This is a genomic window from Leuconostoc mesenteroides subsp. mesenteroides ATCC 8293 (assembly GCF_000014445.1).
GTDB lineage: Bacteria > Bacillota > Bacilli > Lactobacillales > Lactobacillaceae > Leuconostoc > Leuconostoc mesenteroides.
In genome coordinates this window covers 1,742,813-1,769,094 of sequence record NC_008531.1, presented here as the reverse complement: position 1 = coordinate 1,769,094, position 26,282 = coordinate 1,742,813, and the positions used below count along the sequence as shown (strand labels likewise).

At 38.3% G+C, this 26,282-nt stretch carries 26 protein-coding genes; 22 read left to right on the top strand and 4 right to left on the bottom strand.

Annotated features, from left to right (window positions below; all coding sequences use genetic code 11):
- The first annotated feature begins 78 nt into the window (after positions 1 to 78).
- From LEUM_RS10925 to metE, 3 genes are all read left to right on the top strand, one after another.
- A complete protein-coding gene (locus tag LEUM_RS10925; RefSeq protein ID WP_002815820.1) occupies positions 79 to 201 on the top strand; it encodes a hypothetical protein in 123 nt (40 codons plus the stop codon).
- Between the two features lie 20 nt (positions 202 to 221).
- The gene (locus tag LEUM_RS08750) at positions 222 to 1,115 is read left to right on the top strand and encodes a methylenetetrahydrofolate reductase (protein ID WP_002815819.1); all 894 of its coding nucleotides are present in this window, start codon (positions 222 to 224) and stop codon (positions 1,113 to 1,115) included.
- 167 nt (positions 1,116 to 1,282) lie between these two features.
- Positions 1,283 to 3,583: a 5-methyltetrahydropteroyltriglutamate--homocysteine S-methyltransferase gene (metE, locus tag LEUM_RS08745; RefSeq protein WP_011680389.1), complete on the top strand. Its 2,301-nt coding sequence runs from the start codon at positions 1,283 to 1,285 to the stop codon at positions 3,581 to 3,583.
- Positions 3,584 to 3,617: 34 nt separating this feature from the next.
- Here metE and LEUM_RS08740 read toward each other — a convergent pair whose 3' ends face one another.
- A complete protein-coding gene (locus LEUM_RS08740; protein WP_011680388.1) occupies positions 3,618 to 4,613 on the bottom strand; it encodes an AI-2E family transporter in 996 nt (331 codons plus the stop codon).
- Between the two features lie 431 nt (positions 4,614 to 5,044).
- Here LEUM_RS08740 and LEUM_RS08735 point away from each other — a divergent pair, with 431 nt between their 5' ends.
- The 3 genes from LEUM_RS08735 (at position 5,045) to LEUM_RS10755 (ending at position 8,409) form a co-directional block, all read left to right on the top strand.
- Complete coding sequence (locus LEUM_RS08735; RefSeq protein WP_011680387.1) at positions 5,045 to 6,175, top strand: PTS sugar transporter subunit IIC; 1,131 nt, start codon at positions 5,045 to 5,047, stop codon at positions 6,173 to 6,175.
- Between the two features lie 129 nt (positions 6,176 to 6,304).
- The gene (locus LEUM_RS08730; protein WP_011680386.1) at positions 6,305 to 8,149 is read left to right on the top strand and encodes an APC family permease; all 1,845 of its coding nucleotides are present in this window, start codon (positions 6,305 to 6,307) and stop codon (positions 8,147 to 8,149) included.
- Between the two features lie 86 nt (positions 8,150 to 8,235).
- Positions 8,236 to 8,409 (top strand): hypothetical protein, encoded by a 174-nt coding sequence (locus LEUM_RS10755; RefSeq protein WP_002815813.1) that lies wholly within the window; start codon positions 8,236 to 8,238, stop codon positions 8,407 to 8,409.
- A 42-nt stretch (positions 8,410 to 8,451) separates the two neighbouring features.
- Here LEUM_RS10755 and LEUM_RS08725 read toward each other — a convergent pair whose 3' ends face one another.
- Complete coding sequence (locus LEUM_RS08725; RefSeq protein WP_011680385.1) at positions 8,452 to 9,183, bottom strand: type 1 glutamine amidotransferase; 732 nt, start codon at positions 9,181 to 9,183, stop codon at positions 8,452 to 8,454.
- Positions 9,183 to 10,541, bottom strand: a complete 1,359-nt coding sequence (locus LEUM_RS08720) for a Mur ligase family protein (protein WP_002815811.1) — start codon at positions 10,539 to 10,541, stop codon at positions 9,183 to 9,185. Before LEUM_RS08720 ends, LEUM_RS08725 begins: the two co-directional genes overlap by 1 nt.
- A 247-nt stretch (positions 10,542 to 10,788) precedes the next feature.
- On the opposite strand from LEUM_RS08720, the gene LEUM_RS08715 reads away from it, so the two are divergent.
- From LEUM_RS08715 to LEUM_RS08640, 16 genes are all read left to right on the top strand, one after another.
- Positions 10,789 to 11,406, top strand: a complete 618-nt coding sequence (locus LEUM_RS08715; RefSeq protein WP_011680384.1) for a non-canonical purine NTP pyrophosphatase — start codon at positions 10,789 to 10,791, stop codon at positions 11,404 to 11,406.
- Positions 11,407 to 11,512: 106 nt separating this feature from the next.
- Positions 11,513 to 12,424, top strand: a complete 912-nt coding sequence (locus tag LEUM_RS08710; protein WP_011680383.1) for an NlpC/P60 family protein — start codon at positions 11,513 to 11,515, stop codon at positions 12,422 to 12,424.
- 214 nt (positions 12,425 to 12,638) lie between these two features.
- Positions 12,639 to 13,241, top strand: a complete 603-nt coding sequence (locus LEUM_RS08705; protein WP_025268476.1) for a thymidine kinase — start codon at positions 12,639 to 12,641, stop codon at positions 13,239 to 13,241.
- An 89-nt stretch (positions 13,242 to 13,330) separates the two neighbouring features.
- Positions 13,331 to 14,401 (top strand): peptide chain release factor 1, encoded by a 1,071-nt coding sequence (prfA, locus tag LEUM_RS08700; RefSeq protein ID WP_011680381.1) that lies wholly within the window; start codon positions 13,331 to 13,333, stop codon positions 14,399 to 14,401.
- Complete coding sequence (gene prmC, locus LEUM_RS08695) at positions 14,398 to 15,390, top strand: peptide chain release factor N(5)-glutamine methyltransferase (protein ID WP_011680380.1); 993 nt, start codon at positions 14,398 to 14,400, stop codon at positions 15,388 to 15,390. Before prfA ends, prmC begins: the two co-directional genes overlap by 4 nt.
- Positions 15,387 to 16,400 carry an L-threonylcarbamoyladenylate synthase gene (locus LEUM_RS08690; protein ID WP_011680379.1) on the top strand — a complete coding sequence of 338 codons (1,014 nt, stop codon included), beginning with the start codon at positions 15,387 to 15,389 and terminating at the stop codon, positions 16,398 to 16,400. The genes prmC and LEUM_RS08690 overlap by 4 nt, the downstream gene beginning before the upstream one ends.
- 150 nt (positions 16,401 to 16,550) lie before the next feature.
- Entirely contained in the window at positions 16,551 to 18,041 is a 1,491-nt protein-coding gene (locus tag LEUM_RS08685; RefSeq protein ID WP_011680378.1) for a carboxypeptidase M32, read from the top strand.
- A 259-nt stretch (positions 18,042 to 18,300) separates the two neighbouring features.
- Positions 18,301 to 18,570, top strand: coding sequence for a phosphocarrier protein HPr (locus LEUM_RS08680; protein ID WP_002815800.1), 270 nt, complete (start codon positions 18,301 to 18,303; stop codon positions 18,568 to 18,570).
- 1 nt (position 18,571) lies between these two features.
- Positions 18,572 to 20,287 carry a phosphoenolpyruvate--protein phosphotransferase gene (gene ptsP, locus LEUM_RS08675; protein WP_011680377.1) on the top strand — a complete coding sequence of 572 codons (1,716 nt, stop codon included), beginning with the start codon at positions 18,572 to 18,574 and terminating at the stop codon, positions 20,285 to 20,287.
- A 115-nt stretch (positions 20,288 to 20,402) separates the two neighbouring features.
- Positions 20,403 to 21,113 carry a tRNA (adenosine(37)-N6)-threonylcarbamoyltransferase complex dimerization subunit type 1 TsaB gene (tsaB, locus tag LEUM_RS08670; RefSeq protein WP_011680376.1) on the top strand — a complete coding sequence of 237 codons (711 nt, stop codon included), beginning with the start codon at positions 20,403 to 20,405 and terminating at the stop codon, positions 21,111 to 21,113.
- Complete coding sequence (gene rimI, locus LEUM_RS08665) at positions 21,097 to 21,654, top strand: ribosomal protein S18-alanine N-acetyltransferase (protein ID WP_011680375.1); 558 nt, start codon at positions 21,097 to 21,099, stop codon at positions 21,652 to 21,654. The genes tsaB and rimI (LEUM_RS08665) overlap by 17 nt, the downstream gene beginning before the upstream one ends.
- Entirely contained in the window at positions 21,632 to 22,042 is a 411-nt protein-coding gene (gene rimI, locus LEUM_RS08660; RefSeq protein WP_011680374.1) for a ribosomal protein S18-alanine N-acetyltransferase, read from the top strand. Before rimI (LEUM_RS08665) ends, rimI (LEUM_RS08660) begins: the two co-directional genes overlap by 23 nt.
- Positions 22,035 to 23,051, top strand: a complete 1,017-nt coding sequence (tsaD, locus tag LEUM_RS08655) for a tRNA (adenosine(37)-N6)-threonylcarbamoyltransferase complex transferase subunit TsaD (RefSeq protein WP_011680373.1) — start codon at positions 22,035 to 22,037, stop codon at positions 23,049 to 23,051. Before rimI (LEUM_RS08660) ends, tsaD begins: the two co-directional genes overlap by 8 nt.
- Before the next feature lie 97 nt (positions 23,052 to 23,148).
- Positions 23,149 to 23,799: a redox-sensing transcriptional repressor Rex gene (locus tag LEUM_RS08650; RefSeq protein WP_011680372.1), complete on the top strand. Its 651-nt coding sequence runs from the start codon at positions 23,149 to 23,151 to the stop codon at positions 23,797 to 23,799.
- A 6-nt stretch (positions 23,800 to 23,805) separates the two neighbouring features.
- Entirely contained in the window at positions 23,806 to 24,843 is a 1,038-nt protein-coding gene (locus LEUM_RS08645) for a lipid II:glycine glycyltransferase FemX (protein WP_011680371.1), read from the top strand.
- A gap of 66 nt (positions 24,844 to 24,909) precedes the next feature.
- On the top strand, positions 24,910 to 25,728 hold the full coding sequence (locus LEUM_RS08640; protein ID WP_011680370.1) for an HAD-IIB family hydrolase: 819 nt from the start codon (positions 24,910 to 24,912) through the stop codon (positions 25,726 to 25,728).
- 9 nt (positions 25,729 to 25,737) lie between these two features.
- Here the strand turns inward: LEUM_RS08640 and LEUM_RS08635 are convergent, their stop codons facing one another.
- Positions 25,738 to 26,220 (bottom strand): FUSC family protein, encoded by a 483-nt coding sequence (locus LEUM_RS08635; RefSeq protein WP_011680369.1) that lies wholly within the window; start codon positions 26,218 to 26,220, stop codon positions 25,738 to 25,740.
- Between the last annotated feature and the right edge of the window lie 62 nt (positions 26,221 to 26,282).

The following is a 26,282-nucleotide window of genomic DNA, read 5'->3' as shown; positions in this document are numbered from 1 at the left end:
TTTCGGATTGCGGGATTTTTTATGTTTTAAGAGTAGAGAGTTTGCTAAGGTGAGTTTAATTAGCAAGGAGAGAAGATTGTGCGCGTAAATAATCAAACAATTTATTATTTACACACTGATAAAATGACGACGGCAGTTTATTTAAATGGCAGTGGGGCCGTTGATGCGGTTATATTAACTCAATTTTCACTGATTTGGTAGTAAAAATTGAGAGGATATCTATGACTAGAATTACGGACATTTATAAAAAGAAGTCAGCTCCAGTGCTGTCTTTTGAAATATTTCCGCCAAAAACAGAAGATGGACTACACGCTTTGTATAAAACGTTACAAGAAGTAAATCCAAAAGAAACTGGCGTTGATTATATTAGTGTGACATACGGTGCAGGCGGCGGTAGTAATCATAAAAGGACCAAAGAGATTGCGGAATATATCGAAAGGAATTGCGGTATAACAGCTTTACACAACCTCACTGGTATTAACCAAACACCGAGTAGTTTAAAGGGAAATCTTGAAAAGATAAGCGTAGCGGGCGTTGAAAACATATTTGCACTTCGCGGTGACACACCGACAAAAGATTATGTGAATGAATATTATCCGTTTGCAAAAGATCTAATTAAAGAGATAAAAAAAGACGGACGGTTTGATATTGGTGCAGCAATTTATCCAGAAGGACATGTTGATAATCCAACGACAGGAATTAGTGTAACTGGGGTTAAAGAAAAAGTAATTAGTGGTACAGAATTTCTAATTTCTCAGCTATTTTTCGATAATGGCGTTTTCTATAACATGCAAGAGGCACTGAAGGAAAATTATATTAAGGTACCAGTTTCTGCTGGTATTTTACCTATCATTAGTCGTGCGCAAGTCGAACGTATCACTTATATGATTGGTTCATCTTTACCGGCACGCTTGGCAAAGATTGTTCATAAATATGAAGATCAACCAGAAGCCTTGCAACAGGCTGGAATTGAATATGCATTGGAGCAAATCCATGATTTGTTAGATCATGGGGTTGACGGTATTCATTTGTATGCGATGAATCAACCAAATGTTTTGAAGATAATGTTGCCAGAAATTAATAGGCACATTCAATCAAAAATATTAACGCTTTGATGCAATAAACGAAAGAAGAAGCTCATGAAAGTAACATGTCGAAAAGTCTATTACTTGCATGCTAATAAAATTCTAACGGCTGTTTTTCTTACCGGTAGTGGTTCTGTTGATAGGTTTAAATGAAGTTATTTGTCAATTACCAGCTTATTTAAAACGAGGAGAAAAACATGACAAATACAGTAAAATCATCAAACTTAGGTTATCCACGACTAGGCGAACACCGTGAGTGGAAAAAACTACTTGAATCTTATTGGCAAGGTAAAATAGATGAAGCGCAGTTTAATGAAACTGCTAAAAAACTACGTTTAATTAATTTAAAAAAACAAATTGAATTTGGTTTGGATATTGTTCCTGTCGCGGACAATTCAAACTACGACCATGTATTAGATACGATAGCTGCTTTTAACTTAATTCCCACTCGGTTTGGTAGTTATGATCGTCCCTTAACGTTAGATGAATATTTTGCAGTGGCTCGTGGGAACAAAGACAACGTGGCTGCAGATATGACAAAGTGGTTTAATATCAATTATCACTACACGGTTCCTGAATTTGATAATACAACCCCACGTTTGTTAGAAAATCGCTGGCTAAAGTATTGGCAGGAAGCTAAAGATGAATTAGATATCAATGGTAAGCCTGTCATTGTTGGTCCTGTGACATTGATCAAGCTTGGTAAGTTGAGAGGCGAATATGTATCTGCTTCATCTGACATTAATCAATTATTAGAACAAATTTTACCACTCTATGGACAAGTATTTAAGGAACTACAAGCAGCTGGTGTGACATGGATCCAACTAGACGAACCCACGCTAGTCAAAGTAGCGGATGAAGCTGACGTGGAACCATATCGACGTGCTACTGAGTATTTGAATGAGGTGGCACCGCAATTAAACATTGAATTGCAAACGTATTTTGATTCAATTGATCCTTATCAGGCAGTCACTAAATTACCCGTACAAGCAATCGGATTAGATTTCGTTCATGGTCACGGTGAAAATTTCGATAATATTCGCAAGTTTGGATTTCCAGAAGACAAAATATTGGCAGCAGGAATAATTGATGGGCACAACGTTTGGACGGCTAATCTGCAAGAAAAAGCTAATTTTGCTGAAGAACTACGTACGCTAGCACCAAAACTATGGTTACAGCCTTCCAATACGTTGCTTCATGTACCCATTACTAAAAAGTATGAAACTAAGGCAAGTCCTGAACTGTTTGGTGGGTTAGCATTTGCTGACGAGAAAGTGCAAGAGTTAGTTGCTTTAACTAAAAAGTTGAATGGCGATGACGTGACGGCAATATTTGAACAGAATGCCGCTGCTCTGGAGGCATTGAATAGTTCACAAGCTCGGAATAACAAAGTAGTGCAAGAAGCCATACAACATTTATCACAAGAACGGTTCGAGCGCGATTCAAAGTATGCAGAACGTTCTAAGAAGCAACAAGTTAGTTTGCACCTGCCATTGTTGCCAACAACTACAATTGGATCATTCCCGCAATCAGCCGATGTACGAGCTAAGCGTGCAGCCTGGCGTAAGGGTGAACTGTCTGATGAACAATACAATGATTTCATTGAATCAGAAACCAAGCGTTGGATACAGCTACAAGAAGATATTGATCTAGATGTTCTAGTCCATGGCGAATTTGAGCGTACTGATATGGTGGAATACTTTGGACAAAAATTAGCTGGTTTCTTTGCCACACAAAATGGTTGGGTTCAATCTTATGGCTCACGTGGTGTTCGCCCACCAGTTATTTTTGGAGATGTTGATTATGTTGAGCCCATTACTGTGAAGGAGTCAGCTTTTGCACAAGCACAAACTAATAAACCCGTGAAGGGTATGTTAACTGCGCCATTAACAATCATTAATTGGTCATTTGTGCGTGATGATATCCCACGGGCTACAGTTCAGAATCAGATTGCCTTATCTTTGCGTCAAGAAGTTATTAATTTGGAAAAGGCTGGTATTAAGATTATTCAAGTAGATGAACCAGCTTTGCGTGAAGGGCTACCATTGAAACAACGTAATTGGCAAGATTATTTGGACGAAGCAATTTATTCATTTAAAATCACCACAACCGGTGTGCGTGATGAGACGCAGATTCACACACACATGTGCTATTCAGATTTTGAGGATATTATCAGCACTATTTCTGGATTAGACGCTGATGTGATTTCCATTGAAACTTCGCGTTCACATGGTGAAATTATTTCAGCTTTTGAAGATGCACATTATGATAAGCAAATTGGGTTAGGTGTTTATGACATTCATTCACCTCGTATTCCTTCAGTTGCAGAAATTGCGGACAATATCCGCCGTGGCTTGAAAGTTATTGATCATAATCAGTTCTGGGTCAATCCAGATTGCGGTTTGAAAACACGTAATGAAAAGCAAACCCTTGAAGCATTGCAAAATCTGGAAGATGCGCGTAACCTAGTCTTTTCTGAGATATCTAGTAATGAGTAGAATAAAAAAGATGAACCGCAAGGTTCATCTTTTTTTAATGATTGAATTTTTGTATTTGGAAAAAATCAAGTAAGAAAGTCAAAATGGGCAATCCAATAATTAGCCCCCAGACACCAAAAAAATGTTCCATGATAATTAAGTTTAATAAGATAATTAAAATTGGCATGTGTGTTTTCTGAGACATTAGGTGAGGATGTAGGAAGTAAGACTCGAACAGATGTATTAAAGCAACAGCAACTACAATGATGATCACGGTATCCCAATCACCAATAATAAAAGCAGTGATAGTCAAAGGTACCAATGAAATAACGACCCCAAATACAGGAATCAATCCCAACACGAAAATTAAAATAGTAAATCCTAATAAATAGGGGAAATGCAATGACAATAGCACTAAGAACATCAGTGCTGTATTGATGGTACAAATGATGAGTTGGATCTCAAACAATTTACCTAAAATAATAATAAAACGGTGGACGATAATATAAAACTCACCAAAAAATTTTTTGAATGGACTATGTAAAAAATTCATGCTCCATAAACGTAATTTTGGATAAGTCATACTAAATATAAAACTAAATAGTAAAGCTAACACTAATTGATAAATCACGTGTCCAATATGATTTAATTGTGATAAACTCTCAGAAATTAAATCTTTACTATTAAACATAGAAGTATATTGATTAACGTTTTTGTATACATCTTGCAACAGTGCATTGTCTTGCCAATTCCAATTCATGGCTAAAGTAATCATACTCTTGATTTGCTCAATTAGCGTAGCAGCACCGTGTTGGATGGCTAATGACACGACACTGATAAAAATAATGTAAACTAACGCAATTGATAGAACCCGAGATATTTTCAAAAAATGAGCTAATGGCTTAGCAACACTCATAGCTAGGTAAGAAAATATAATTGTTAATAACAGTAAAGACATAAACTGTTTTAAAGCAAAAATCAGAAGAATAATCGCTAACAAAACACCATAACGATAAGGTATTCTTTTCTGAATAGTTTCTAGTAGATTCATGTAACTTCCCCCTAAGTAATTGTATTACCTATTATATCTAAAATTAGAGGAAATGGTTTACGTTTATAAAAATAAAACATTTTCTATAAATGTGTTTTAAATTAATTTAATTAGACTATTGACATTTTACATTTGTCATGTCATAATAATTTTATTAACTAAAAGGAAAAAACTCTTATGAAAAGTTTAAGTTCAACTAACTTCACACAAGTCATTAAGATCAACGTCGTCATTATTATTTGACTTCGAGGTTGGTCTACTTTTTGATGCCAGCCTTGAAGAAAGGCTGGCGTGGAGTTGTTGAATTTTTTCGACATACTTTAGGAAGCGCTAGTTTATCTAGCGCTTCCTTTTTTCTTATAGTTTTACCATAATTGTACAAATAATTATGGGGAGAGCAATTATTGTTGATAATACAGGAGGATAAGACCATGGATGCACCATTGTCTACAACACCGGCCAAAGAAGAGGCCAAAACAGTAAGTGATATGAAAGAACAACCACGTAAAGTAAGTGAAGTTGTCTTTGATGTTTCACAAGGAATTTCAAACGCTATTTTAGCTGTCCTTGGTATGGGACTCTTAATGGCATCAATAGGAAATATCTTTCATTACACACCGCTAATCCAGGCTGGGTTGATGGGCCAAAAAATGTTGGCACCAGCTCTAGGCGTCGGTATTGCTATGATGATGCGTGCAAATATCCTGACAACAGGTGCTGCATTAATCGCTGCAACAGTTGGATCAAACGCTGTTTACTTTACATCAGCTGTTTCACCAGCAACACATACTGCTACTGGCTGGGTTGCTGATCAAGCTGCAGGTTCCCTAGTGATGACATCTGGTCAACCAGTTTCCGCTGTTCTTGCAGCGCTATTGGCCGTACTTGTTGGTAACTGGTTAACAGGTAAAACACCATTAGATATGATGTTAGTACCATTGGGTGCCGTATTAGCGGGAACTTTCTTTGGCTTAGCAACAGCGTCTGTCACGACACCATTCTTAAACTGGGTATCTGAAGAATTAGCTTCGACGATGAAGATTAATCCATTCTTAGGGGCATTCGTGGTTGCTGTTGTGTGGTTCCTATTCTTGATGACACCGGCTTCATCAGCCGCCTTGGCCATTGCGGTTATGTTAGATCCCTTATCAGGTGGTGCCGCATTAGTTGGTACAACGGCAGGATTTGTAATGTACACAGCAATGGGTTGGAAGCAAAACGATTTGGGTGCTAACCTGGCGCAAATCATCGTTACGCCCAAAGTGCAATTCCCTAATCTATTAAAAAGTCCCTTATTGTTATTTGGACCAGCATTAATTGCAGGTGTCTCAGCCATATTTGCCGTTGGAATCTTCAACTTCAAGGTCCCTTATGCAATCGCTGGGTTGGGCTTGAATGGTTTCATCGCCCCAATTGCTTTGGCAACATCAGATCCACGTGGTTTTGTCCTAATGATCGTCTTCGGAGCTGTTGTACCAACTGTTGCAGGACTAGTATTCTACTATGTCTTGAAAAAGCTTGGTAAAACCAAGAAGAACGATTTGCATCTTGATGTGGTATAAATATAACTAAAGTTTAGAAACAGACAATCAATGCAAATGTCATCGAGTCGTCACATAGACGGCTTTTTTTACTACACAAAATAGCGTAGAATATGTTGAGTAATAAATAATTGTATTGAGAGAAATGATATGTTTGAAAATATTAAGCGAACATTGATTGGGAAACCGTTGAAGACACTTGATGAGGGTGGTCAATCATTATCTAAAACCAAAGCACTGGCACTTTTATCATCTGACGCTTTGTCATCAGTAGCCTATGGTACTGAGTCAATTACAACTGCTTTATTGGCTGCCGGTGCAGTGGCATTATGGTTACAAATTCCAATTGCATTGCTTGTTTTAGTATTATTAGCTGCTATTGTCATGAGTTATCGGCAGATTATCCATGCTTATCCGTCAGGTGGTGGCGCTTATGCAGTAGCCAGTGAGAATTGGGGCGCAAAAGCGGGGTTAATTGCTGGTGGCTCATTGCTTGTTGATTATATGTTGACTGTTGCTGTTTCCGCCTCAGCTGCTGCCGATGCGATCACAGCCGCTTTTCCGGCTACGCTACCTTTTACGGTGCCATTGTCAATTATTATTGTTTTATTGCTAACTGGTATGAATTTACGTGGGTTACGTGAAAGCGCTAATTTTTTGATGGTACCGGTTTATTTCTTCATTGTAGTGATGGTAAGTATGATTGCTTGGGGTGTGTTCCAGGCGTTGACTGGGCAATTGCCATATCATGCAGCCGCAAAAATTGGCACAAGTTTTAGTGGTTTATCGTTGGTTTTGTTCATGCATGCATTTTCAAGCGGATCATCATCTTTGACAGGAGTTGAGGCAATTTCTAACGCTGTACCTAATTTTAAGAAACCAAAAGAAAAGCATGCGGCCGCAACATTAGCAACAATGGCTGTTATTTTGGCGACTTTCTTTGGTGGTATCACATTTTTGAGTTACTGGTTAGGTATTACGCCAAATAGTAAGTCGACCGTATTATCACAGATTGCTGCGATAACATTTGGTGGTTATCACGTTGGTTTTTATATTGTACAATTTGCAACAGCAATGATTTTAGCTGTTGCTGCCAACACCGGCTTTTCTGCCTTTCCAATGCTTGCATTAAATTTAGCTCGTGATAAATATCTCCCACATCTTTATATGGATAGGGGTGATCGATTGGGATATTCTAATGGTATTCTATCGTTGGCCTTTGGTGCAATTGTGCTTATCATGATTTTTCATGGGTCAACAGATGCTTTGATTCCACTATATGCTGTTGGTGTCTTCGTACCGTTTACATTATCGCAATCTGGTATGATTATTCACTGGTGGCGTAATAAACCACAAAATTGGGTGGTTAAGGCGATTATCAATTTTATTGGTGCCTTTATTTCTGCCGTTTTAGTTATCACACTTTTTGCAACGAGAATTGAACATGTTTGGCCATACCTTTTCATTATGCCAATGATTTTGTTTATGTTCTTGAAAATTAAACATCATTATATGAGTATTGGTAAACAATTACGTTTACAATATCTTAAAAATGATAATGCTGAGCGTCACCATTACGACGGCGCAACAGTTATTGTTTTAGTTTCAAATATTACGAAGGTAACTATGGAGGCCGTTGATTACGCGCAATCTATTGGTGATTACGTAGTGGCTATGCATGTTAGTTTTGATGTTAACCCCAAAAAAGAGTTGAAAACATCAACCCAATTTAAATTAGATTTTCCTGATGTGCGTTATGTTGATATCCATTCTTCTTATCGCTCGATTGTTAAGCCCTCTTTGAGCTTTGTGGATGCTGTAGTTAAGCAGGCAGAAAAGCGTAACCATTCTGTAACCGTTTTGATACCCCAGTTTGTCCCCAAGCAACCTTGGCAAAATATTTTGCATAACCAAAATTCGCTGCGCCTGCGTGCAGCGTTTGCAGCCCGTGAGGATATTTCTGTATCAACATATTATTATCATTTGTCAGAGTAAATTAAATACAACCCATCGGGTTGTGTACATATAGCAATTTGAAAGGAAAAATGCAGGTTGTATGGTAATCTGTGTTAGTTATAATAATGTCACAAGATACAAAATTAATTCTATTTTTTATTTGGGTAGTCATTGCCATGTTGATTTCAACAGTGGGTCTGGTCATGATTATGCGTTGGTATCATAGAGAAGTTACTAAGGTTAAGAAGCAACAAGCCGAAGAACATCAGAAACTAAATAATCAGGACAAAAATATTTAAAAAGCAACAACTGTTCGGACAGCTGTTGCTTTTTTATGGTTATTAAAATGTCTCTGTTTCAATCACATTTAACTTTGCTTGCCAATCAATAGTCGGATACTTTTTATTTAAGACTGTTGTTAAGACACGCTTAGCTAAATTACCGTTGCGTGTGAAAATCGGTCCATGGAAATATGAGCCGTAGACGTTGCGGTAAATAACACCTTCGGTGTTATCCATACCATTATTACCATTACCGGAAACAACAGTACCTAATGAACGTTCGCTTTCACCTAGGAAAGTACGTCCTTGGTGATTCTCAAATCCATGGTAGTTTTCACCAGTTTCGTTGTTTTTGATCACAATATTACCGGTTAATCGCTCGTCTTTTAGCGTTGTCAATTTTTCATCATGCATATTGGTGGTGTAGTGATCCATTACACCGATACCATCGACTTTTGTTCCATCAGCCATGAGCATATATTTACCTAACAATTGAAAACCACCACAGACGGCTAACAATGCACCATCATTTTCAATATAATCTTGGATTGGTTGCGCTTTAGATTTCAAATCATGGGCGACAATAGTCTCTTCATAATCTTGTCCTCCACCAAATAAGACAAAATCATATGCGGTAGCATTAAATTCATCCCCAAGAGATACCAAATGGTAATCAACGGCAACACCAATTTGCTTAGCATAATAGGTTAAGGCGATTATGTTACCATAATCACCATAGGTGTTCATTAGGTTGCCATATAAATGAGCCACAGAAATATCATAATCAGCCATTAGAAACCTCCTTTGATGTAGCCCTTAGCGCTTAATTGTTCGCGCAATTGCAGCATTGCCGTATAAGTAGCAGCAATATAAACTTTTTTTGTTGGCAGTGACTTGATAGCCGTCACGACTTCTGAGAGATCTTCATAAACGGCTTGGTCTGTAAAACCAGCCATCTTTAAACGCACGCGTAAATCTTTATAACGTTCGCCACCAGTGGCTACGGCTTGTATTTTTGTATCATGTAATTTCTCAAATTCAGCATCCCAAATCCAACTAGTATCAATGCCATCTGCGTAATTTGCATTTAACAGCGCCAAAAGAGAGAATTCATCTTTTTCGGTGAGCATCATGTCGATTACTGAATTAGTACCGACGGGGTTCTTAATCAAAACGATGATCACATCTTTACCGTCAACATCAATGGCTTCTTGACGCCCAAAAATTTGAGCATTTGATTCAAATGCCTTTTTGATTTGTTCAGGAGTCACACCAAATTCTCGTCCGACTGAGAAAGCTGCTAGGGCGTTGTAGATATTATATAAGCCACCAATTTCAATGCGCAATGGTGTGTTGTCAATGCTAAAAGTTGAGTATCGTGGTGTTAAATGATCCACACCAGTGATGCGATAATTTAACTTGGGGCGCGAAAACTTGTCTGTTGTACTAAAATATTTTCCCAAATTAGCATAAGTAATAAAATCATAGTGGAGTACAGAATTATCGGTTGGTGACAAAATACCATCAGTGTTAATTGGTGCAACATCAGGATTATAATCTGCTGGCACAACGTGATCAAAACCAAAATAACGACGCGTGTTGGTGAAATTACCGCGAGTAAATATAGGTGAATCGCCATTGGCTAGGACAAGCGCTTCAGGTGCATTCTTAATTCCAGTAACAATTTTTTCGTAAGTTGTGTAAATTTCACCATAGCGATCCATCTGATCACGGAAAATATTGGTTAGTACAAACATTTTTGGTTGGATTGCTGCCGTGATTTTTTCAACATTAGCTTCATCAACTTCGAGTACGGCTAGTGGCTTTTTACCGTTAGGTGATTTTTTTACTTTGGTTGTCACTAAAGTTCCGGTAATACCTTGAATCATGTTTGACCCAGAAGGGTTGGTGATGACTTGATAGCCACCAGCTTGTAAGACACGAGTAATCAAGGCGGTCGTGAGTGTTTTTCCGTTGGTTCCAGTGACAATGATCAAATCAAAATCTTGTTGAATTGTTTTTAAAATGTCAGGATCAATCGAAACAGCTAGTTTACCGGGTAAACTGGTTCCACCACGATGTAAAATATTTCGTAAAAACCAGTACGAAGTTTTTGCTGTGACGCGTGCAATTGAACTTTTAACTGTCATAATATCCCCACTTTCATGATTCTAATTTTACCATGAACAAGTGCGCGGTGGGGAATTTCATACAATGTTTGCATAGATACTTGTAAAGTTTAATTTTGAAGGATGTTTTACAGTAGGGTACCAGCCTAACTAAAACGTTCTTCCCTAGTCATGGTAAAATGAAAACGAGATAACAGACGGAAAATCAGCCATAATCTGCTGACTACAATAATATAGTAGCGTGGATTTATTTTGGAAAGGTGTCATAATGAAAAAAATAGTAATCGCATCTAACAATTCAGCTAAAACACGGGAGATTCAACAAGTATTTGCTGAGTTTGGCGTCCAAGTGGTCAATTATCGCTCGATAATGAGTGAAAAAACTTTTCCAGAAGAAACTACTGATGATCAATATGAAAATGCTTTAGCCAAGGCACGTTTTATTAAGCAATTTTTGCCAAAAGAATGGATTTTAGCTGATGATACAGGTGCGTATTTTGCTGCTTTCCCAGCCAGATTTGGATTAACTATTGCTCGCGAATTTAAAAGTTTGGGACTTAAATCTATCCAGGAAGAAGATGAATATTTATTAGGGTTGTATGCATCAGAGATGGATCGAAGTGCTTATTTAGAGGCTTTATTTGTCTTATTAACACCGGATGATCAAGTGAAGCGCGCAATCGGACGAGGCGGAACTAAGTTAGCTTTGGCAGAACGAGGTCAGTTTTCGGTAGGATTTGATACCTTGTTTGAAGCTGAAAATGGTCAGACTTTTGCGGAAATGCCAATCGACGTTCGCGTATCTTATTCACATCGTGGGCGTGCTGCAAAAAAGTTATTGGCACAATTAAAACCTAGTGAATTGTCAAGTTTGGTTCATAAGTAATCAGTAACTTTCTAGGATTCAAAAATTATTTAATCTTATTATAAGATCCGTTTGTTAAACTGAAGGCGAAGTTTAAGCTGCTTATTTATGAAGGAAACTAAGATAAATGAAATCAAGAAAGAAAGTATCAAGATCAAAATCAAAAAAGCATGCACGGCGTAAGCATTGGTGGATTGTGGCAGTACCTATTGTCATTATTGGTTTAGCCGGAACGTATGCGGTCAGAACAAACGTTATCAACCTACCGGATAACATAAAAGCATTACCACAAAAAGTGTTGAAAGCAACGCCATTGAAGAGCACATCACAAAAATTCACAACAATTAGTGGTGAAAAAGTTACTTTAAAGACGACTACCTTAGGGAAAACATTTTTGATTTCAGATACAACTAAAAAGAAGTTGACTGGACTACAAACCATCGGTAAAAAAGAATACTATTTCTCACCTCAAACTGGTGAAATGGTGTATGGTTTGAAAAAAATTGATGGCTATTATTATTATTTTGATAAAAATGGCGTGAATAATTCTGTCACAGCATACAAAAAAATTGCCGCGTCTGTTAAAAGTGACAATGAAACCATTGAAAAAGTTATTTCAGGTGGTATGACTTTAGTTGGCAAAAGCCCCTATTCTTATGGTGGCGGTCGTACTGATAGTTCTGTAGCTAAAAACGAATTTGATTGTTCTTCCTTCATTGCTTGGTTTTATCGAAAGGCTGGTTTGCCGTTAGTTGTGCAATCAGCAGCGTCAACAACTTTATTAGCACAAACTGGTACAGAAGTTGAATGGTCTAATATGCAGCGTGGTGATGTGCTGGTGACGCCAAATACCTATACTGAAGACCGTCTCCATGCTGCAATTGATCTTGGTAATGGTTTTATTCTGCATGATTCATCGCCCACTAATGGTGTGGCCATTAGCCGTTTAAATGAGTTGGTCAATTATAAAACGTCTAAAACACTGACATGGGCCGATTTGTTGAAGCCAGGGACGGTTCGTCGTGAAACAAGCGAATGATTTTTATCAATAGTAGATTTGTCTGCTCAAGTCACATAATCGTGGCTTTTTTGTTGTCGTAAATATTGCTATAATATTATTAGTATTGTCTACATTTTCGTTTAGACAAATAATGTTGATTATAAATATTATCATTTTTATGATATACACGGACTTTTTTAAGTTAATCAAAAGGAGAATCGTGTTTTCGATTGCTCGTAAGCACAGTAAAAATATGGCACAATTATTCTTTGAATATGGCGCAATGAGTTCCGGAAAGTCTATTGAAATTCTTAAGGTTGCGCATAATTATGAATCACAAGGGCGCAAGGTGTTGCTGATGACACCAATTATGGATACAAGAGCTGGTGTTGGCGTCGTTGCTAGTCGCATCGGTCTTTCTAGAGAGGCTGTGGCAGTCCAACCAGAAGATGATCTATACCATTTGATCAAGGGCATGAAAGATGATCATTTAGCAGTAGTTTTGATTGATGAAGCACAGTTTCTCGCTGCTAAACAAGTTGATCAGCTAGCTTATGTGGTTGACCACTTGAACATTCCGGTAATGACTTTTGGGTTGAAGCAAGATGCCTTCAACCATTTATTCGAAGGATCAAAACGTTTAATAGAGCTGGCTGACAAGTTAGAGGAAATGAAAACCATTTGCTCATTTTGCGGTAAAAAAGCGACAACGCAATTGCGTATTGTTGATGGGAAGCCACAACGGGAAGGTGCGCAAGTTTTTATTGGCGGGGATGAAGCCTATATTCCTACATGTCGTCATCATTGGTTTAAGCCTGATTTAGATAAAATAACTGAGATGTTTCCGGTTAAATAATTCAATTCATCAAAAGACCTTTGGTCTTGTACATAAGAAACAAGATGTTTTGGGCTGAATACCACTAAAAACAATTATTGGAGAGTAAAATGGATCCTATATTTCAATCACTACAAACCGTTATAGATCACTATGATGAGCTCAATGAACAACTGGCTGATCCGGAAGTCATGAATAATGGTCAACATTACATGAAGCTTTCAAAGGAAGCGGGCGAAATACGTCAAACTGTTGAAGTTTACACACGCTATAAACAAGTTATTCAAGATATTCAGGATGCAGAGGAACTGCTGGGCGATGCTGAAATGGCGCCTTTGGCTAAGGAAGACCTCAGTGCCTTAAAACCTGAAAAAGAACAACTGGAAGAACAGTTAAAAATATTGATGCTACCTAAGGATCCAAATGATGATAAAAACATTATTATGGAAATACGTGGGGCAGCTGGTGGAGATGAGTCATCACTGTTTGCTGCGGACTTGTTGGATATGTATCGACGTTATGCTGAACGTCAAAATTGGTCAATGAGCATTATTGATGAAAGCACTACCGAGGTAGGGGGCTACAAAGAAGTAGCTGTCATGATTACTGGGGACAATGTTTATTCTAAACTCAAATTCGAGTCTGGTGCTCATCGTGTGCAACGCGTTCCGGCTACCGAAACGCAAGGGCGTGTCCATACATCAACAGCTACAGTGGGTGTCATGCCAGAGTTTGAAGAAATTGATTTTGAACTAAATGAATCAGATTTGGAAGAGGAATTTTTCCGTTCAGGTGGTGCTGGCGGACAAAACGTCAATAAGGTGTCAACAGCGGTTCGTTTAATTCACAAGCCAACTGGTATTATGGTTAAGATGCAAGAAGAGCGAACGCAAATTAAAAACCGTGATAAAGCACGTAAGCTGTTAGCCAGTCGTGTTTATGATTTTTATGCACAACAAAATGAATCTGAATATGCAGCACAGCGGAAATCAGCGGTTGGAACTGGTGATCGTTCGGAACGAATCAGAACCTACAACTATCCGCAAAATCGTGTAACAGATCACCGTATTGGTCTAACACTTAATAAGTTGGATCGTATTATGAACGGTGAACTTGGCGAAGTTATTGATGCATTGGTTATTGCTGATCAAACAGCAAAGTTGGCGGAACTAAACAAATGACTGGGAAACATTTTGAAACGCCAGATCAGTTTAAAAAATCCAAATCAGATCCAAAAGTACTTTCGAGCAAATTAAATACACCAAAATGGTTTGAATGGAACGACATCAAAAAGCCAGTTAATCCAGCCACAGTGAAAATTTCATTGCTTGAGGCTAAAAAATGGGCCATCTCAGAGCTAACCAGTGTTGGTATGCCAGCAGACGATGCTAAGGATAATATTGATTTTCTTCTCAGTGGGGCACTGAATGTTAATTATGGTATGCTGCGAGCAAATATGTCACGACAAATGCCGGCAGCTTTAGCCGCACTTTGGCCTAGTTGGGTATCAGAATTAGTTAAAAATAAGCCGCCACAATATATTTTAGGTCATGCACCATTTTATGGACGTGAATTTATGGTAGATGAACGTGTGTTGATTCCACGGCCAGAAACCGAGCAACTGGTTGAATGGATTTTGAAAGATGCTGGTAATACTAAACATCCGGTTTCTGTGTTAGATATTGGTACTGGTAGTGGGGCTATTATCGAAACATTAATGCTTGAGAACGACCGAGTAAAAGGGTTTGCGGCAGATATTTCTCAAGATGCTTTGACGGTAGCTGAGATGAATGCGCAACGTTTTAATTTATCACATCTACATTTCGTTGAAAGCGATGTTTTTAGCGCATTAAGCGGATTGAAATTTGATCTTATTGTTAGTAATCCACCATATATTTCTAATAGTGATGAGAATGAGATGGATGACAGTGTGTTAACATTCGAACCGCATACAGCCTTATTTGCTGAAAACGATGGGTTAGCAATTTACAAAAAAATTGCGCGTGGATTAGATGCACATTTAACTGAACATGGCCGTGCGTATTTTGAAATTGGTTATAAGCAAGGAAAGGCAGTACAGCAATTATTACAAGCGGCATTGCCTAAAGCTAAGATAACTTTGCGACAAGATTTTTCAGGTCTTGATCGCATGATTCGAGTAGAAAAATGAAAACAAAAATTTTTGAAACCACAAAAAATGATATTGAAGAAGCTAGCCGACTTATCCAAAACGGCGAAGTAGTTGCTTTTCCAACAGAAACAGTTTACGGACTGGGAGCCGATGCAACGAATGAATCAGCAATTAAAAAGGTATTTGTCGCTAAGGGACGACCTGCTGACAATCCTTTGATTATGACCGTAGCAGACGCTGCACAATTGGATGAATTTGTAACTATTTCTGACCAAGCTAGGGGATTGATGGACCATTTTTGGCCGGGTTCGTTAACTATTATCCTACCTATCAAACCAGGAAAGGTGTCCATGTTGGTGACCGGTGGATTACAGACGGTTGCTTTTCGCTTACCTGCTAACGACGCGGCACGTACGTTAATTCGTGCTGCTGGTGTACCAATTGTGGGACCGAGTGCAAATACATCAGGAAAGCCATCCCCAACAACAGCACAGCATGTGTGGCATGATATGCAAAATAAAATTGCCGGAATTGTTGATGATGGACCAACACAAGTAGGTGTTGAGTCAACGGTTGTCGATATGTCAATATCGACACCGATTATTTTACGACCAGGCGCAGTGACCCAACCACAACTTGAAGAAGTCTTACAAATGAAGGTCATTGATGCAACTAGTACAGAATCTGTTGCGAGTAATGTAACACCTAAGGCACCGGGCATGAAATATCGCCACTATGCCCCAGACAAAAATGTCGTAATGTTTGACGGATTAGATGCCTTAGAATTAAAGCAAGTACTTGCACCAAATGATGTTGTAATGGCCAAAGATGATATGATTGAAAAAATGGCATTAACGAATCATCAGGCGTGGTCATTAGGAAACACCTTAGAAACGGCTACTGAACAGTTATTTGCTGGGTTACGTTTTTACGATGATGATAGTCAGATAACCACGATTTACGTTCAAAAGATGCCGCCGATTGGTATTGGTAAAGCCTTTAATAATCGTTTAGGTAAAGCAGCGGGAAATCAGGAATTTCAAAACTAAAAATAAAAGGAACTAAATCTGCTAATAGGTCTAGTTTCTTTTTTATTTTTAATTAAGACAGTTTTCTAAATAATGATCAATGATGACACATTTCTTCAAATGAAATGATAAAATGATTATTAACTAAAAATATTCTAATAGGAGCTATGTATGACGACACAACATGATTTATTTGATTCAGTTAAAGAGCAGACTATTTTGACACAAATAGCTGCACTTTCAGGTTGGGATGCTTTGACGGGGATGCCAAAGGATGCGGGACATTTTCGTGCAGAGATGGACGCATATTTAGCTGAAAAGTTATTTCAAGTTTCAACTGGAAGTGCTCGAAAAAAGATATTAGAAGATTTGGAAGCTGACGATTCATCATTAGATAGTCTAGGTCATCTTGTGCTTCAAAAGGCACGTAAAGATTTTGATATGACAGGCAATATTCCTGAACAAGATTTTATTGCTTTTCAGAAAACACTTTCGGAAGCACAAGATTTTTGGGCAAGAGCGCGTGAGGCTAATGATTATAAAGTTTATCAGCCATATTTGGAACGAATTATTAGCTATTTGAAGCAATTCATTCCGCTATGGCAAAAAAATGAAAAAACACCATACGATGTTTTATTAAATCAATATGAACCAGGATTAACTGTCGAAAAATTGGATGCAGTATTCGACCAAGTTAAGAATGGTATCACAACATTGCGTCACAAATTGTCAGCCAATGATTCGATACCTAACGATGAATTTTTAAGTCGTAAGGTCACTAAGGTACAACAAAGTAAGTATGCTATGGCGGCTGCACAAAGATTGGGTTACAAACTAAATAAGGGCCGGCTAGACGATACGATCCATCCATTTATGGAAGCTCTGAATCGTGATGATGCTCGTATCACCACACGCTGGGACGAAAATAATTTTCAAATGGCAGTTCTAGGCATTCTCCACGAGGCAGGCCATGGACTCTTTGAACAAAATGTTGATTCTAAGTATGATGATGTACGTTCAGTTTTGCCAATCAGCATGAGTATTCATGAATCACAATCGTTGTTTAATGAAGTTATGGTTGGAAGATCAAAAGAATTTTGGGCAGTTGAATATCCAAAGTTACAAGCAATTGTGGCACCAACATTTGATGATATTAATTTTGATCAATTTTATCAAGCGTGGTTAAAAACTGAAGCCACACTGATTCGTACTGAAGCGGACCCGCTAACTTATCCACTGCACATCATTATTCGTTATGAAATTGAAAAAGCAATTTTTAACGATAACGTTGATATAAGTGATTTGCCAGCACTCTGGAATAAGAAATATAAAGAATATCTTGGTTTAGAAGTGCCAGATGATTTGACTGGTATTTTACAGGACATTCACTGGGCGGGCGGATCATTTGGGTACTTTCCAAGTTATGCACTCGGTCATTTATATGCAGCTCAATTTAGAGCAACCATGACAAAGACGTTAGATTTTAAAGCTATCTTTGAATCGGGAGATTATTCACCAATTTTTGAATGGCGTAAGGAGCATGTTTGGCAATATGGTGGAGCTGTAGACCCTAATAAAGTATTGGAAGATGCTACGGGAGAACCTCTAAATCCACAGTACTGGCTAGACTTTGTTAATGGCCTGTATGAAAATTTTAAGTGAGAAAAAAGCGTTGAACTGATGATGTTTAACGCTTTTTTATTGTGGATATAAGTTGTTTCAAGTATGAACAATCTATTTTTCAGAAAAGAGGACGCAAAATCAATGTAAACGTTTTCATTGAAAAAGCCGGTAAATAGGCATTTCTAGCTTTAGTGCTTGATATAACAATGATTTGTGCAATATTCTACTTGATATTTTGTAAGCGCTTTGATAAACTATATTCAGAAGCTGATTAACAGCACAAAGGAGAATTTTAAACATGGCACAATCAAAAGACTTTCATATCATCGCAGAAACAGGTATTCACGCACGTCCAGCAACTTTGTTAGTACAAGCAGCTTCAAAGTTTGCTTCAGATGTTACTTTGTCATATCAAGGTAAGGATGTTAACTTGAAGTCAATCATGGGTGTAATGTCATTGGGTGTTGGTCAAGGAGCCGATGTTACTATTAAGACTGAGGGTGCTGATGAAGAAGCAGCAATGACAACAATTGCTGAAGCAATGGCTACAGAAGGACTAGCAGAATAAAATGACGAAAAACTTCAAAGGAATCGCGGCAAGTAACGGCGTAGCAATTGCTAAAGCCTACTTGTTAGTTGATCCAGATTTGTCTTTTGAGAAGACAACAGTAACAAATGTGGCGGCTGAACAAGCACGTGTCGACGATGCTTTGAAGGCTTCTAGTGATGATGTTAAATTGATAAAGGCAAAGGCAACCGAAAGTTTAGGTGCTGCAGAGGCTGAAGTATTCGAAGCACACCTAATGGTTTTGGCTGATCCAGAAATGTCTGGTGCAATTAAACAAAAAATAGAAGATGACAAAGTTAACGCTGAACAAGCTGTCAAAGAAGTCACAGATATGTACATCAGTATGTTTGATGCGATGACGGATAATGAATATATGCAAGAACGTGCAGCAGATATTCGCGACGTAACGAAGCGCATTTTGTCACATTTATTGAACATTTCTTTGCCTAATCCAGCACTAATTGATGAAGAAGTAGTTCTTGTATCAAAGGATTTAACTCCTTCTGATACAGCGCAACTAGATCGTCAGTTCGTAAAAGGTATTCTAACTGACCTTGGTGGTCGAACAGCTCATGCATCAATTATGGCACGTACGTTGGAAATTCCAGCGGTGGTTGGTTCTGAAAAAGCAACAGTTGAAGTTTCTAGTGGTGATTTGGTCATTGTTGATGGCTTGACAGGTGATGTAATTGTTAATCCTGATGCCGATACACTTGCTACTTATCAAAAAAAGGCAGCCGATTATTTCGCACAACGTGCGGAATGGGCTAAGTTAAAAGATGAGAAATCAGTGTCTGCTGATGGTAAAGAATTTATCGTTGGTGCTAACATTGGCGCACCAAAAGATATGCAAGCTGTTTTAGACAATGGTTCTGAAGGCGTTGGTTTGTATCGAACAGAATTCTTGTATATGGAATCTGATCATTTACCAACCGAAGATGAACAGTTTGAGGCTTACAAATCTGTTGTCGAACAAATGGGTGACAAGCCCGTTACAGTTCGTACGATGGACATTGGTGGCGATAAGCATCTTGATTATTGGAAATTACCTGAAGAAGAGAATCCGTTCTTAGGTTATCGTGCCATTCGTATTTCATTGGATCAGACTGATATTTTTCGCACGCAATTACGTGCATTGATACGGGCATCTGCGTTTGGCAACTTATGGATTATGTTCCCAATGATTGCAACATTAAGCGAATTCCGTGCTGCTAAGAAAATTTACCTTGAAGAACGTGAAAAGCTTGAAAAAGCGGGTGTGGCTACGGGTGAAGTTAAGTTGGGCATTATGATAGAAATTCCAGCTGCAGCAATTTTAGCCGATAAATTTGCCAAAGAAGTTGATTTCTTCTCCATTGGTACGAATGATTTGATTGCCTATACAATGGCTGCGGATCGTGGAAATGATCGTGTGGCGTATTTGTATCAACCATATAATCCGTCTATCTTACGATTAATTAATACTGTGATTTCAGCTGCACACAAAGAGGGCAAGTTTGTCGCAATGTGTGGTGAGATGGCTGGTGATCCTGTGGCAGTACCACTATTAGTGGGTATGGGATTAGATGAGTTTTCAATGAGTGCACCATCTGTTTTGCAAACTCGTTCCTTGATGAAAAAGCTCAATACAGCTGACATGAAAGTGTTGGCTGAAAAAGCATTGGACGTTGAAACGAATGACGAAGTGATTGAGTTAGTTAAGGAAGCAACAAAGTAATATTTAGAAAAAGCGCCATTGGCGTTTTTTTTTGTGCTCTATAACGGTTTTTATGATTACTAATAAATATAACAATTCTCATTCAAGTTTTATTATTTGTGATAAAATTAAACTTATGAAGATTTTAGCATTTGATACAAGTAACCAACCACTAACAGTGAGTTTGGCAGAACATAATAGCGTAAAAAACGTTTTCACTACCAATGTAGCACGTAACCATTCCATTCAGTTGCTACCAGCCATTCGAGATATTGTGGCTGCTGAAAATTGGACACTACAAGATATTGATCGTGTTGTTGTGGCTCAAGGGCCAGGATCGTTTACGGGATTAAGAATTGGTGTCACAGTGGCAAAAGTTTTAGCCGATACCTTGGGTGCTGAATTATGTGGTGTATCTAGCTTAGCAATTTTAGCGGAACAAGTTAAAGCTGACGGGCTAGTGGTACCATTATTTAACGCCCGCAATAGAAACGTTTTTGCTGGTGTATATCAAAATGGTGTGAGTATATTTACTGAATCTCATCAGCCAATTACAAATTTATTTGCTTTTTTGGAAGCAAAGGACGAACCAATTACTTTTCTGGGTGACACCTCAGAATTTAGCGATGAAATGCAAACGCTTTTTGGTGAGCGCGCAAAAATTTTGTCACCAGAAGAGAGTTTACCGGATGGGGTGGGTATTGTAACACTTGGATTGCAAGAAACACCTACAGAGAATATTCAGGATTTTAATCCAAATTATCTACGCAAAACGCAAGCAGAGCTGAACTGGATTGCTGCTCATCCTGGTGAGGATAAACCAGAAAACTATGTTTTTGAAATTTAGAAAATCAAAGCATTTATTAAATAGTTTGCCAAAATATACCGAAAAAGTCGTTGATGTCCAAGGGACAACATTTTTATTAAGGCGAGCTACGATGTCAGACATCGATATGCTAATAAAAATTGAAGAAGCAGTTTATAATGGTTCAGCACCATGGCTTTTACGTGATTTTGTGAGTGAACTGTCACGTCCGCATGTCCGACTGTATTTAGTCATTGAACGGCGTGGTCAAATTGTTGGTTTTGCTGGTGCTGCTTTGCGCACTGACATTCATGACATGCACATTACTAATATAGCTGTCCTACCGGTATGGCAAAATAGCGGCTTGGGCACGATACTCATGCAAGAGTTAAAATTGTTTACTAAAAAAACAGGTATGTCATCAATGACTCTGGAGGCCAGAGTGTCCAACCTGGGCGCACTGGCATTGTACGAACGACTGGGCTATAAGCAAACAGGTATTAAGAAAGGATATTACCTCGATAATCGCGAAGATGCGGTATCGATGGCATTACACTTTGATGATTCGACGAGCAACAACTGAAGATATTGACTTGATATGGCATATAGCCGATGCTGCTTTTGGATCATCCCCTTGGCCCAAAAGCGTTTTTGAACATGATTTAGCTAGTCCCAGGACAGCTTATTTTATCGGGGATGGTGGCTTTGTTGGTGTCACGACAATACTTGATGAAGCTGAAATTGTTAGTGTTGCAGTACATCCTGATTATCAAAAACAAGGTGTGGCACAGAACATTTTTAAACATATTTTTAATATGAAGCAAGTCACTCGATTTTTGCTTGAAGTATCTGCACAAAATGGTGGCGCCCAAGCATTATATAGAAAGCTGGGATTTACAGAGTATTATCGTCGTGAAAAATATTATAGAAATGGTGATGATGCAATTATGATGGAGAAAAAAATTGACTAAAATAATTTCCTTTGAATCAAGTGCGGATGAAACAAGTGTCGCCATTGTTGAAGACGGTCACATTGTGCTAAGCAACAGTGTGGCTACCCAAATTAATTCACATCAACGCTTTGGTGGTATTGTTCCTGAAGTGGCCAGTAGACATCATATTGAATGGATTACTCGGGTACTAAATGATGCTTTAAACACGGCTCATGTAGAACCCAAAGCGCTTGATGCGGTTGCTGTGACATATGGGCCGGGACTAGTCGGCTCTTTATTAGTTGGTTTAATGGGGGCGAAAACATTTGCTCTGGCGCATGGTTTACCAGTTATTCCAGTTAATCACTTAGCAGGTCATATTGCGGCGGCAAATTTTAACAAGCCAATTAAATATCCAGCGATGGCATTAATGGTTTCTGGTGGACATACTGAACTTGTATTGATGCGTGAAGAAAACCAATTTGAAGTCATTGGCGAAACACGTGATGATGCAGCTGGAGAAAGCTTTGATAAAGTTGGGCGGCTATTAAATTTGCCGTATCCTGCTGGGAAGACAATTGATGAGATGGCTCATAGAGGCCAACCAACCATTAAATTTCCAACTGCCATGGCACATGAAGATAACTATGATTTTAGTTTTTCTGGTTTGAAGAGTGCGGTAATTAATTATGTGCATCACGCCAATCAAAAAGAGGAAACAATCAATCAGAATGATTTGGCGACTAGCTTTCAAAATGCTGTTGTTGATGCATTAATTGGTCGAACAAAACGAGCATTAGAAAATTTTCCTGTTAAAAGTTTTGTATTAGCTGGTGGTGTCGCCGCAAATTCTCAATTACGTGAAGAATTGACTATGCTATTAAACGATTTTCCAAAGACAGAATTTATCCCTGTTCCGATGCAGTATACAGGGGATAATGCAGCAATGATTGGTGCTGCGGGTTATTGGAATTACAAGAAAAATATTTTTGCTGATTTAGATTTAAACACGGATCCGGGATTGGATTTTGAATTGTTACAATCCTGACATCATTGTGAAAACATCACTATCTTTTGGTAAAACCTTTTTATATATGGTATACTAGTTATGCAAAAGTTCACAAGTTTAATTAATGGAGATAATTATGACTCAACAACCTAAAATACCGCGTGCAACTGCTAAGCGGCTACCTATATATTTTCGTTATCTAACATTTTTACATGATGCTGGCAAGGAACGGATTTCTTCCTCAGAGTTGAGTGAAGCTATTAAGTTCGATGCGGCAACAATTCGTCGAGATTTTTCATATTTTGGTGCGCTAGGTAAGCGTGGCTACGGTTATGATGTCAAAGCGCTTTTAGATTTTTTCGCCAATGTATTGGACCAAGACAGCTTAATTAATGTGGCTTTAATCGGTGCTGGTAATCTTGGACAAGCTTTATTAAACTTTAATTTCCATCAATCATCAAATATGCGTATTGCAGCAGCATTTGATGCAGACGAAAAGCGTACAGGCACAATTTTGTCAGGTGTGCCAATTTATTCAATGGAAGAGTTACAAGAGCAAATAACAGCACAACGTATCAATATTGCCATTCTAACGGTTCCACAAGGTGTTGCACAAGAAATTACCAACCAGTTAGTCGAAACGGGTGTCAAAGGTATTTTGAACTTTACACCAGTACGTGTGACTGTTCCAACTGGTGTTCGTGTGCAAAACGTTGACTTAACAAATGAATTACAGACGTTAGTTTATTTCATCGAAAACTACGGCTCAATTACGACAGGACTATAATTTCACATGACTATTTTAAATTTAGATGATTCCAAAAAAGTAACTGATTATCAGCAATTCGTTCGTGAAAATCCCCGTGGACAAGTAACACAAGATCCATTGTGGGGAGAGTTGAAATCTAACTGGGGACACATTTATGTTTACCACGAAACTGACGGAAAAATTGATGCCGCTATGTCCGTTTTAACCGTCGAAGCAGTACCAGGAAAACTATTAGCTTATGTTGGCCGAGGGCCAGTAGCTGATGTTGAGGACATTGACTTGATTAAGTCAATGATTAATGAAGCATTGACGGCTTTGCCAGATAATGTATTTTTGGTACGTATGGATCCTGAGGTGTCATATTCTGATGCATTAAATCAAAAGTATCTTGATGCTGGATTTAAAACAAGAAATAAACAAGTTAAGCATATGCATGGGAACATTCAACCACGTAAGAATGTTGTTTTGTACTATGATGGTCGCGGTGAAGGGGCTAAGCCCATTACAAATGAAGATGAGTTAATGCTTCATTTTAAGCCGAAAGTCAGAAATGATATTCGTCGTGCTTTTCGTGACGGGGTTACTGTTACAAGTGGTGATGGTGAAGAAGACATTCGCGCATTGTTTGATACATATGTGTCGATGGCGAAGAGCCATGGCATTACCCATCGACCAATTGACTATTTCTTACGAATGCAAAAATTATGGGCTGGTACGGGATTATTCCGTGTTTATCTAGCGCATTATGAAGATCAAGTTATTGCCAGTGGCCTTGGATTCTCTTATGGCGATGAGATTTGGTACATGTACGCTGGTTCATACCGTGAATTTGGAAAGCATAATGCGCCTGCTGCTATCCAATACGAAATGCTCAAATGGGGACTTGAATTAGGCAAAGTTGAGTACGATTTTGGTGGCATTGGTGAATTTGATAATTCAGATGGATTGTACAAATTTAAGCATGAATTTGCTTACCATGATCCCCATGCTGAGTACATTGGTGAACTAGATTGGGTAATTGATGAATCTGGTTATCAAGAATATCTTAAACAATTTGAATGAAATTAGCGCTTAACGGCGCTTTTTTGGTACAATTGAAAGATAGTATTTACGAGTAGGAGACAAGTAATGTCAATTAAATTAATTGCGTCGGACATGGATGGCACGTTTTTAACGGCAAATGATGAATATAGTCAAGCTAGATTTGAACGCGTTTTATCAATTATGGAGACACGCGATATGCGTTTTGTTGCGGCTTCAGGGCGTCAAGTTAAAAATCTACAACAATTGTTTGCCCCAACAATTAATAATGGCTTTGAAATGGATTTTGTTGGTTCCAATGGTGCAGTTGTATCAACATTTGAACAACAATTGTATTCAGTACATTTGTCAGCTAATCAATTAGAAAAGGTCATTGACTGGAATGCTAAAAATCCGGAGTCAGCGGAAAACATTATTATCATGACAGGTGATAAAGGAACATATGTGTCTAACCATGCGACAGGTCAAGTCGCGGAAATGGTTTTTCAATTTTATCCCAACGTCAAGCAAGTTGAAAAATTAATGCAAGTTGATGATCACATTTTGGGTATTACTTTTGTGTGGCCAAATAATGAAGTGCATCAACATGTGTCTGCGCTGAGAAATATTTTTGGCAACGAATTGCATGCAACTGGGTCAGGATTTGGCTCTGTTGATGTTTTAGGAAAAGGTGTGGATAAGGCAGCCGGACTACAAGTTTTGCAAGATTACTACAATGTTTTAGATAGTGAAGTAATGGTGTTTGGCGATAATGGCAATGATTTAGAGATGCTGACTAAATACGAAAATGGGTTCGTGATGCCTAATGCGGAGCCGTTTATGCAACAAAGAGTAACTAAAAAAGCCGTCGATGTGAACACAAACGATGGCGTTTTGAAGACAATTGAGCAATATTTAGGTATTTAAAAAAGCGGCTCACGTCGCTTTTTTTGGTGACCAGAATCGGTTAATCGCGATTGCTATGACCACACCGATGAAAGTATCAATGATACGATCAATGACATAAACTATGGTTGCACCAGCTGGAATGTTTAATGAAATCATTAATAAGGCAGCCATGGCCCCAATAACACCACTATTGTAGTTGAAGCCATCTAATAAAACAATTACAACAATAACAAGTAGAGGTAAAAGAATCATGGAAACCCAGGCAGCTTGATGTGTTTGTTGGTGAACAATGAAATAAAATAGCGCAAAAGCACCACCGACTGTGTTAGAAATCAACCGTACTTTGGCAAAGTTGAGCGTTTTATCCCAACTTTCTCGCAGTGCAAAAACTGCCGCTAAACACGCAACAAAAGGCGGACGATTAAAAAAATAAAATGACGTGATGATTAGCATAACGGCTAGAGCAGTCTTTAATGTACGTAATCCTAATCGAAACTTCCCGAATTGCATAAATTTCTCCAATTAATATTTTATTATTTTATCATAATTTTATGGTACTATCTAGTTATGAA